The organism is Acidimicrobiia bacterium, from assembly GCA_035651955.1.
In the GTDB taxonomy this organism is placed as follows: domain Bacteria; phylum Actinomycetota; class Acidimicrobiia; order IMCC26256; family JAMXLJ01; genus JAMXLJ01.
Window position 1 is genome coordinate 37,949 of sequence record DASRES010000004.1, and the last position, 9,526, is coordinate 47,474.

11 protein-coding genes are annotated in these 9,526 nt (G+C 72.1%); 7 read left to right on the top strand and 4 right to left on the bottom strand.

Annotated elements, in window-relative coordinates; all coding sequences use genetic code 11:
- The first annotated feature begins 75 nt into the window (after nt 1-75).
- From VFC33_01480 to VFC33_01495, 4 genes are all read left to right on the top strand, one after another.
- On the top strand, nt 76-687 hold the full coding sequence (locus VFC33_01480) for a helix-turn-helix domain-containing protein (protein HZR11896.1): 612 nt from the start codon (nt 76-78) through the stop codon (nt 685-687).
- A 322-nt stretch (nt 688-1,009) separates the two neighbouring features.
- Complete coding sequence (locus VFC33_01485; protein ID HZR11897.1) at nt 1,010-1,657, top strand: transglycosylase family protein; 648 nt, start codon at nt 1,010-1,012, stop codon at nt 1,655-1,657.
- Between the two features lie 258 nt (nt 1,658-1,915).
- Complete coding sequence (locus VFC33_01490; protein ID HZR11898.1) at nt 1,916-3,397, top strand: AarF/UbiB family protein; 1,482 nt, start codon at nt 1,916-1,918, stop codon at nt 3,395-3,397.
- 4 nt (nt 3,398-3,401) lie between these two features.
- Nucleotides 3,402-4,238 (top strand): DNA-formamidopyrimidine glycosylase family protein, encoded by an 837-nt coding sequence (locus tag VFC33_01495; protein HZR11899.1) that lies wholly within the window; start codon nt 3,402-3,404, stop codon nt 4,236-4,238.
- An 84-nt stretch (nt 4,239-4,322) separates the two neighbouring features.
- Here the strand turns inward: VFC33_01495 and VFC33_01500 are convergent, their stop codons facing one another.
- Genes VFC33_01500 through VFC33_01510 form a run of 3 tightly spaced genes read right to left on the bottom strand, consistent with a single transcriptional unit; the run spans nt 4,323 to nt 5,801 of the window.
- Nucleotides 4,323-4,961 (bottom strand): DJ-1/PfpI family protein, encoded by a 639-nt coding sequence (locus VFC33_01500; GenBank protein ID HZR11900.1) that lies wholly within the window; start codon nt 4,959-4,961, stop codon nt 4,323-4,325.
- Between the two features lie 58 nt (nt 4,962-5,019).
- Nucleotides 5,020-5,343: a metalloregulator ArsR/SmtB family transcription factor gene (locus VFC33_01505; protein HZR11901.1), complete on the bottom strand. Its 324-nt coding sequence runs from the start codon at nt 5,341-5,343 to the stop codon at nt 5,020-5,022.
- A gap of 8 nt (nt 5,344-5,351) precedes the next feature.
- Nucleotides 5,352-5,801: an SRPBCC domain-containing protein gene (locus tag VFC33_01510; protein ID HZR11902.1), complete on the bottom strand. Its 450-nt coding sequence runs from the start codon at nt 5,799-5,801 to the stop codon at nt 5,352-5,354.
- 73 nt (nt 5,802-5,874) lie between these two features.
- On the opposite strand from VFC33_01510, the gene VFC33_01515 reads away from it, so the two are divergent.
- On the top strand, nt 5,875-6,522 hold the full coding sequence (locus VFC33_01515; GenBank protein ID HZR11903.1) for an ATP-dependent Clp protease proteolytic subunit: 648 nt from the start codon (nt 5,875-5,877) through the stop codon (nt 6,520-6,522).
- Here the strand turns inward: VFC33_01515 and VFC33_01520 are convergent.
- On the bottom strand, nt 6,519-7,367 hold the full coding sequence (locus VFC33_01520; GenBank protein HZR11904.1) for a hypothetical protein: 849 nt from the start codon (nt 7,365-7,367) through the stop codon (nt 6,519-6,521). The genes VFC33_01515 and VFC33_01520 overlap by 4 nt on opposite strands.
- 181 nt (nt 7,368-7,548) lie before the next feature.
- Between VFC33_01520 and lgt the strand changes: the two genes are divergently transcribed.
- Nucleotides 7,549-8,451: a prolipoprotein diacylglyceryl transferase gene (gene lgt, locus VFC33_01525; GenBank protein HZR11905.1), complete on the top strand. Its 903-nt coding sequence runs from the start codon at nt 7,549-7,551 to the stop codon at nt 8,449-8,451.
- A 172-nt stretch (nt 8,452-8,623) separates the two neighbouring features.
- Nucleotides 8,624-9,379: an ABC transporter ATP-binding protein gene (locus VFC33_01530; protein ID HZR11906.1), complete on the top strand. Its 756-nt coding sequence runs from the start codon at nt 8,624-8,626 to the stop codon at nt 9,377-9,379.
- Nucleotides 9,380-9,526 lie beyond the last annotated feature (147 nt).

Genomic DNA, 9,526 nt, shown 5'->3' on the forward strand with positions numbered 1-9,526 from the left:
GGCGCGCGAAATCAACGAGTCAAGGAGTCCTTTCAGATCGTCGGAACACCTCGTCGGACGGGCTAGGATGCCGGCGTGACGGCCACGACCACCGGCCTCGCGGCGCGGTCCCCGAAGGGTGAGCGGACCCGGGCGCGCCTGCTCGACGGGGCGATCCGCCGGTTCGCGGCCGAGGGCTACCGGGGCGCCTCCGTGTCCGACATCGCGCGCGACGCCGGCCTGACCCCGGCCGCCGCGTACGCGTACTTCGCCGGCAAGGAGGCGCTGTTCGAGGCGGCCGTCGACGCGGACGCCGCGGCGTTGATCGACGTCGCGCGCGGCGCCGCCGGTGAGGGACCCGTACGCGAGCGCGAGCTCGCGTTCGTCGGCGCGCTCGTCGAGCACGTGGACGAGCACCCGCTCGCGCGTCGCGTCCTCGCAGGGCTCGAGCCCGACGTCGTGCACCGCCTGCTCGACCTCCCGTCGCTCCATGCCGTGCGCGAGGAGTGCGCGCGCGACATCGCAGACGCGCAGCGCGCGGGTGAGGTACGTGCCGACGTCGACCCCGGCGCGCTCGCGTCGGGACTCGAGTCGATCGTCCTCGCGTTGCTGATGGGTCACGTCCAGACCGGCGCCGCGGACGACCCGGCGCGCGCGCAGGGCGTCATCGCGCTGCTCGACGCCGCGTTGCGAGCGCCCGCGCGCTGACGCGCGGCGCGCACGCACACGCGCGTACCGACCGCGGCGCGGCGGTCTCGAGCAGGTCGGTCCCGCACGTCGCAGCGATCGTCGCCACGGACCGCAGCAGCGGGGGGCCCGCTCCCCACGATTGGTGGTCGCGCGCGCTCCGTCACTACGGTGGAACGCCGGAAGCCATTTCGGGCTTTCGTCCCATTCCGCGTAGGTGGTCCTCGCGCGCCCGATGCGCCACGGAAGGCGTGACGGGAGCGGGGACGGGCGGAACAGCGAAGCGAAGCGCACACGAAAGGACACGTCCCATGACGCGCGAAGCGCTGAGGAGAAGACGACGATGCGACGAGCCCTCACGGGCGGGGTCGCCGTCGCGATGCTCTTGGTCGCGATGGTCGGAGTGGCGTCGATGACATCGGCCCAGTCCGCTCGCGGGAACGAGCACGCGACCGCGACGAACCTCGACAAGCTCCATGCGGCGCGGCCGGTCGCCGCACACATCGCTCCCACCCGGTTCGACATGCCGGACGGGACCTCACTCCCTTCGTCGACGGTCGACCAGATCGCCGACTACCTCGTCATCCGTTACGTCGGTACGACGGTCGCGGCCCAGCAGGAGGCCGTGCTCCAGTACCTCAACGCCCTCTTCACGGCGCTCGCGCCCGAGGAGACGCGAACACGACCGGCGCCACCTCGACGACGTGCCGCGACGACGCAGCAGTCGTCCTCGGGTGGAGGTGACTTCTTCGCCTGCGTCCGCCATCACGAGAGCCGTGGCAACTACGGCGTCGTGAACACCAGTTCGGGCGCTGCAGGCGCGTACCAGTTCATGCCCACGACGTGGAACAACGCGGCACGCGACGCGGGCCGCAACGACCTCGTCGGCGTGAACCCGGCTGCGGCGAGCCCGGCCGACCAGGACGCGATCGCGCACTACGTCTACTCGACGCAGGGCGGACGTCCGTGGGCCGGGTCCGGCTGCGGCTGATCGCACTCGCCGTCGGTTCGGCCCGCGTCCGCGCGGGCCGAACCGGACGGTGTGTGATGCGCCGTCTACCTTCGGGGCATCGACGCTCGACCTCCGGATCTCGACTGGGGCGCGTTCAGTGACGACCCCCCGTGGATCGTCGAGCCCGACCGCCTCGCGTGGCGGACCGGGCTCGACGACGTCCGTCGCCGCGTCCATCACGAGGTCCCCGACCTCCTCCGGGCCCGCCGCGTCCCGCCCCTCGGTCGCCTGACCCGCGTGGTCACGTCGGTCGGGCTCGCGCTCGGCGCGTGGTACGTCAAGGAGCGGGGGCGGCCCGTCTCACGGCGCGCGCTGTCGCGGCGGCTGCGCGAGTCGTTCGAAGGCCTGGGCTCGACGTACGTGAAGCTCGGCCAGATCGTCTCGTCCGGGGACGGGCTGTTCCCCGAGGAGCTGGTCGGCGAGTTCAAGCTGCTCCGTGACCGGGTCCCGGCCGAGCCGTTCGAGGACGTCCGCGTGCTCGTCGAGCGAGAGCTGGGCCGCTCGCTGCGTGACGTGTTCACACGCTTCGACGACGAGCCGCTCGCGGCGGCGTCGATCGCGCAGGTCCACGCGGCGACCCTGCGGACGGGCGAGGACGTCGTCGTGAAGGTGCAACGACCGCACGTGGCGAGCCTCGTGCGGGCCGACGTCATGGCGCTCGGCTGGCTCGGGCCACGTCTCGTCGGTCGCATCCCCGTCACCGCGCTCGCGAACCCGCCCGCCCTGATCGAGCTGTTCGCCGAGACGATCGTCGAGGAGCTCGACTTCCGGCTCGAGGCCGAGAACATGCTCGACATCGCCCGCGTGCTCGCCACCACCGGGCAGCGTGCGATCGTCGTCCCCCGTCCCCACCCGACGCTCGTGACTCGGCGCGTCCTCGTCATGGAGCGCCTGCGCGGGTTCGCGTTCGACGACGTGGCGGCGATGAAGGCGGCGGGGATCGACACGAGCGCGCTCCTGCGTGCCGGCCTGATCGCGTTCCTCGAGGGTGCGCTCCTGTTCGGCGTCTTCCACGGCGACCTGCACGGCGGGAACCTCTTCGTCATGCCGGACGGGCGGACCGCCTTGCTCGACTACGGCATCACCGGCCGCCTCGACGAGCGCAAGCGCGTCGCGTTCCTGCGCCTCCTCGTCATGGGGACGGGCGGCGACGTCCGGGGCCAGCTCTCCGCGCTGCGCGACATGGGCGCGTTCCCGCCCGACACGGATCTCGAGGCGGTCATCGCGGACCTCGACCTCGAGGGACCCGTGAAGGACCCGACCCTGATGACCGCGGACGAGCTCACCGCGGAGCTGCGCGAGGTCACGAAGAAGCTGCTCGGGTACGGGGCCCGCGCACCGAAGGAGCTCATGCTGTTCGTGAAGAACATGCTGTTCCTCGACAGCGCGACGGGCGCGCTCGCGCCGGACCTCGACATCCTCGGCGAGATCGCGCACGTCTACACGTACTTCGCCGAGCACTACGGCGACCGCATCGCGCAGGAGCTCGGCCTCGACCCGTCCGCGCCGGTCGAGCTCGACCTCGATGCCGTGCGGGCCTCGTTCGGCATCGCGGAGGACGTCGACCGCCTCACGTACCAGGACGTGCGCCGCCGCCGCGAGACGATCCGCCGCCGCATGGGACAGCGGACTGGCGGAAGCCATGGCGACCAGCGGGAGCGCCGGTACGGCGAAGGACAACGCGGCGACGAGCGCGGCACCGGTACGGCGGTACCGTGACGCCGTGCCCGAGCTCCCCGAGGTCCAGGCGTTGGCCGAACGGCTCGACGCGACGTTCGCGGGTGCGCGCGTCGCGGGCATCGACGTGCTCGGCTTCAGCGGGCTGAAGACCGTCCTGCCGTCACCCGACACGCTCGTCGGTCGCGAGGTCGCCTCGGTGGGCCGGCGCGGCAAGTACGTCGTGCTCGACCTCCGCGGGCCGCGCGTGCTGGTGCACCTGTCACAGGCCGGCCGGCTGGACGTCGAGGAGCAGGCGAAGAAGACGCGTCCCAAGGGCGCGGTGATGCGCATGCGCTTCGAGGACGGGCGCGCGCTCCTCGTCCGCGAGCACGGGACCGAGCGCAAGGCCGGGTGGTGGGTCCTCGGCGAGGGCGACGACGGTCCGCTCGAGAAGCTCGGCCCCGAGCCGGGCTCGGAGGGGTTCGACGACGTCATCCGCAACGGCACCGACCGGCGCCGCGTGCACACCGTGCTGCGCGACCAGCGGACGGTGTCCGGCGTCGGGCGCGGCTACGCCGACGACGCGCTGCACCGCGCCGGGATCTCGCCGACGGCGACGCTCGCGTCGCTGTCCGCGGAGCAGCGCGAGACGCTCCTCGGCGCGCTGCACGAGATCCTCGACGCCGCGCTCGAAGGGGAGCGCCGGCGTGAGGGCGGCCTGTCGGCCGCGAAGCTCGGAGACCGCTTCAGCGTCCACGGCCGCTACGGCCAGCCGTGCCCGGTGTGCGGCGACGGGTTGCGCCGCATCTCGTACGACTCCTACGAGATCACGTACTGCCCGAAGTGCCAGACGCGCGGGAAGGTCCTGGCCGACCGCCGTCTCTCCCGCCTGGTGAAGTAGCGCTCACCCCAGCGTTCGTGCGTCGCTCGTTGTCGTATGGCGACGTTCAACGACGCACAAAGGTTCGACGACGCACAAAGATCGTCAGGCGCGTGCGCGCGCGAAGCGTGACTTCGCGCGTGCGAGCTCGACGACGACCGGCGGCGCGACGTCGGGTGACCCTGCGTTGAACGGGGGTCGCGGGTCGTACTCGAGCGAGAGCTGGATGCCCTGGGCGACGAGGTCGCCCTCGAGCATCGAGGCGAGCAGCAGCGCCATGTCGATGCCCGCGGACACGCCCGCCGCGGTGATGATCCGACCGTCGACGACGACACGCGCCGACACCGGGTCCGCGCCGAGGCGCGCGAGCTCCTCCCGCGCGAGCCAGTGGGACGTCGCGGGCACGCCGTCGAGCAGGCCTGCGGCCGCGAGGACGAGCGACCCGGTGCACACCGACGCCGTCCACGTCGTCGTCTCGTGCACCGCGCGCAACCAGGAGAGCACGTGGTCGTTCGTGCGCACGGCGACCTCGCCCGGCCCGCCCGGCACGACGACGACGTCGGGCGCGACGACGTCGTCGATCACCCGGTCCGCGACGATGCCGGCACCGCACATGTCGCGGTGGACGCGCGCCTCGGCCGCGACGAACGACACCTCGGCGCGCGGCACGCGGGTCAGCACCTCGTACGGTCCGATCGCGTCGAGCGCGGTGAAGCCGTCGAACAGCAGGATCGCGATCTCCACGGGCCGGGAGGCTACTGGCGCGACCGTCACGCGTCTCGCGTGATTCCGCTGCGCGACGTCAGCGGCGCTCGAGCTGTGCCTTCAAGCGTTGCAGGCGCCGGTCCCAGCGGCCGCCGACGTCCGCGATCCACGCGACCGCGTCGTGCAACGGCTCCGGTTGCACGTGGAACCGGACCTCGCGTCCCGCGCGCTCGGCTTCCACGAGGCCGGCATCGGCGAGGACCTGGAGGTGCTTCACGACGGCCTGACGGCTGACGGGCAGCGGGCGGGCCAGCTCGCTCGCCGTGGTGCCGGCTGCCCGGCCGGCGAGCTCGCCGAGCACGGCGCGGCGCGTGGGGTCGGCGAGGGCCTGGAACACGGCGTCGGCGGACGTCGTGCGCACGCGATCGCTCATCGCGACGCGAGCGCGCGTGCCCGTGCGCGACGCGCATGCGTTGGGCGCGTGTACGCGCGTGTCGCGAGCGCGACCGCCTCCTCGGTGACCCGGACACGGCTGCCGTCCTCGGTCGGCTCGATGTCGATCGTCACGCGGCTGTGGTCCGGGTCGGGGCCGCGTGCCGCGCCACCGACCGGCCACCACGTGAAGACGACGTGACGGGGGGCGTCGACCTCCTCGACCACCGCGAGACGCGTCTCGCCGTCCTCGGTGACGAACCGCCCGGTCCCGGCGGGGCGCAGGTCGAGGCGGGCCTCGGCGTCGAACCACGCCGACAGCGCGTCGGGATCCGCGAGCGCGTCCCACACCTCGGCGGGTGCGGCCGCGATCTGCACCTCGCGTGTGGTCACGAGCGGTTCCGGCATGTCGGCCTCCTCGACCTCCTCGACGGTGTGCAACCCCATGGTTGCACATTCCGCGCCGGTCGGGTACGGTGCAACCAGCCGGTTGCACATCTACGAACAGGAGCTGCGAGCCGTGGCGCACGTCCTCGTCCCGACCGTGATCGAGCAGAGTCCCCGCGGCGAGCGCGCGTTCGATGTCTACTCCCGCCTGCTGCAGGAACGGGTCGTGTTCCTCGGCACCGAGATCGACGGCGACAGCGCCAACCTCGTCGTCGCGCAGCTCCTGCACCTCGAGGCGGCGAACCCGGAACGCGACATCAACCTGTACGTGAACAGCCCGGGCGGCGAGATGACCGCGCTGTTCGCGATCTACGACACGATGCAGCACGTCGCACCGGACGTCGCGACCACGTGCGTCGGTCAAGCGGCGTCCGCGGCCGCCGTCATCCTCGCCGCCGGCGCCCCGGGCAAGCGGGCGATCCTCCCGCACGCACGGGTCCTGATGCACCAGCCGCACGGTGGCGTCCAGGGGCAGTCCACCGACATCGAGATCGCCGCGCGCGAGGTCGCGGCGCAGAGGGGCGCGATGGTCGACGCGCTCGCGCGTCACACTGGCCAGACGCGCGACCAGGTTGAGCGCGACATCGATCGCGACTTCATCCTGCGCGGCGAGGACGCGGTCGCGTACGGCGTCGTCGACTACGTGCTCGAGCAGCGCGTGCTCACGGCCGCCGCGACGGCGACGCCCTCGACGAACGGCCACGCGCGCGTAACGCGCTAGTGCAGGATCGGTCCGGTGTCGACCGCCTCGAACGCCGACCCCGGGACCGTCTTCAACTGGTTCAGGTCGTCGTCGTTCCAGCGCGCGTCGGCGGCGCCCGTGACGTACCAGTTGCTCCCGTTGTCGGCGACGATCATCCCGTAGCGCTTCAGCGCGTCGACGATGACGCGCGCCTCCCCGTGGTACGGCGTGACGTCGAAGCTCGCCTTCAGCCGCAGCCGCAGCCCCATCGGCGGCAACGACGGATCGGTCGAGGACGACGCGTCGTGCGTCGCGGGATGGATGTAGCCGCGCTGCGTCCGTGCCACGGTGAACCGGAGCGCGTGATGGATCGCGCCCGACGCGACCTCGTCGTAGCGCGCGAGGCCGGGGAGGATCGGCAGGCCGGCCGCGTCGGCGGACGTCCACCCGTCGGGACGGAGCGCATCCGACCGGAGGTCGAACACCGCGCCCGAGTCGGCGTTCCAGTGGTCCCCCTCGGGGAACGCCCGGTACATCTCGTAGAGCCGGCAGTGGTCGACGTCGACAGCGAGGACGTGTCGGTCGCCGTCACTCGACGCGCCGCCCTCGACCGGCGCGGCGAGCGGCACCGGATACGGCCCGGGGTCGCTCTCGTCGCCGTACGCCGTGAAGTCGACGGGCACGCCGGGCTGCGCGTGGACCGCGACGTACGGGATGCCGTACGCGCCGCCACCACCGAAGTCGGCGTGCAGGTGTCCGGTCAGCCCGATGCTCGCGACGTACGCGTCCGAGCCCGCCGCGACGGGCAACGACGACACGTCCGTGTTCCACGCGTTGTCCGCGGGGAAGACCGGGCACCCGCCGAGCGACCCGTTCTCGACCATCGCCGGCGAACCCGCGGTGGGCGGCTGCGCGACCGTCGCGCACGCGCTGAGCGCGGACACGAGGATCACGACCGACACGAGCACGATCCGTCGCACGTCTGGTCATCGGCGCGCGCGGGCCGCGTTCTTGAACCGGGGGCGCAGCCGCCGGGGCGACGGTCGACGCCTACAGTGACGGCCGGTGCCCTCACCGCTCACGCTGCTGCTCGGCTCGATCCCCAGCCCGTCGAAGGGGATCCTCCACCTCGGCCCGATCCCGCTGCACGCCTACGGGCTCTGCCTCGCGATCGGCGTCCTCGTCGCGGTCTGGCTGGCGGAGAAGCGGTGGGGCCGCATGGGTCACGACCCGAAGGACATCACCGAGATCGCGGTGTGGGTCGTCATCGCGGGCGTCGTCGGGGCGCGCCTGTACCACCTCGCGACGGACTACGAGCTGTACACGCACGACTGGCTGAAGGCGTTCAAGATCTGGGACGGCGGCCTCGGGATCTGGGGCGCGGTCGGCGGCGGGATGCTCGCGGTGATCGTCCTCACCCGGCACCGGCACCTCGACACGCTCGGGATCATGGACGCGATGGCGCCCGGCCTCGTCCTCGCGCAGGCGATCGGGCGGTGGGGCAACTGGTTCAACCAGGAGCTCTTCGGCAAGCCGACGACTCTGCCGTGGGGCCTCGAGATCTCACCCGCGAAGCGGCCGGCCGGCTACACGCAGTACTCGACGTTCCAGCCGACGTTCCTGTACGAGTCGCTGTGGTGCCTCGCGATCTTCGGCATCCTGCTGTGGGTCGAGCGCCGCTACCGGCTCCGCAAGAGCCAGCTGTTCGCGCTCTACGTCGCGCTGTACACGTTCGGCCGCTTCTGGTTCGAGAACATGCGGATCGATCCCGCGCACCACATCGCGGGGCTGCGGCTGAACGCGTGGGTCAGCATCGCGATCTGCCTCGTCGGCATCACCTGGTTCGTCGTCGCCGGCCGTCGCGCCGCGCCGGCCGACCGCCCGGACGGGTCGGCGAACGCCCGGACGGCGGACGCCTCGCCACGCAGCGAGCGCGATCACGAGCAGGAGATGGTGAGCCCGGATTGACCGGCGTCACGCGCGTCCTCCCCCGGTAGGACGCGCCGTCGTCGCCAGGACGACGCACGATCACGATTTTCGGCGACGACGGGACCAGCGCGAGCACGTATCGTCGTCCGCGCCGGCCGTCCCCCGCGGCCGCTCGCATTCCTGTCTCCGCCGACCCCCGCCTGGAGGCGATGTGACCTCGACAACGCAGCCCTCGACGACGACCGGCGTCGCGTCCCGCTCGGTCGACGCCCGCAAGATCTACGGCGCCGGCGAGGCCGCGGTGCGCGCGCTCGACGGCATCACGGTGTCGTTCGAGAGCGGCGCGTTCACGGCGATCATGGGCCCGTCCGGCTCGGGCAAGTCCACGCTGCTGCACTGCCTCGCCGGTCTCGACCGCTTGACGTCCGGCCAGGTGTTCCTCGGCGACATCGACATCAGCTCGCTGTCGGAGAAGCAGCTCACGCTCGTACGCCGCGACCGCATCGGCTTCGTCTTCCAGGCGTACAACCTGATCCCGACGCTGAGCGCGATCGAGAACATCACGTTGCCGATGTCGCTCGCCGGGCGGAAGCCCGACCAGGCGTGGCTCGACACCGTGATCGACACCGTCGGGTTGCGCGACCGCCTGTCGCACCGTCCGCACGAGCTGTCCGGTGGTCAGCAGCAGCGGGTCGCGGTCGCGCGCGCGCTCGTCAGCCGGCCGCACGTGATCTTCGCCGACGAGCCGACCGGGAACCTCGACTCGCGCAGCGGCGCGGAGATCCTGAGCTTCATGCGCAGCGCCGTGCGCGAGCTCGGCCAGACGATCGTGATGGTGACGCACGACCCGGGCGCGGCGAGCTACGCGAGCCGCGCGGTGTTCCTCGCGGACGGTCGCATCGTCGACGAGATGGCCGACCCGACACCGGAAGCGATCCTCGACCGGATGAAGGGCCTCGGGGAGTAGCGCGCCATGTGGAAGCTGACGATCAAGAACGTCCTCGCGCGCAAGGTCCGGTTCCTGCTGACCGGCGTCGCGGTCATGCTCGGGGTCGCGTTCGTCTCCGGCACCCTCGTGCTGACCGCGACGATCTCGCACACGTTCGACAACCTG

What these genes read in the sequence shown, in the direction of transcription:
- VFC33_01485 (HZR11897.1), top strand. Translation starts at nt 1,010, where the DNA reads ATGCGACGAGCCCTCACGGGCGGGGTCGCCGTCGCGATGCTCTTGGTC.
- VFC33_01510 (HZR11902.1), bottom strand. Translation starts at nt 5,801, where the DNA reads ATGGGGTTGCACACCGTCGAGGAGGTCGAGGAGGCCGACATGCCGGAA.
- VFC33_01520 (HZR11904.1), bottom strand. Translation starts at nt 7,367, where the DNA reads ATGGTCGAGAACGGGTCGCTCGGCGGGTGCCCGGTCTTCCCCGCGGAC.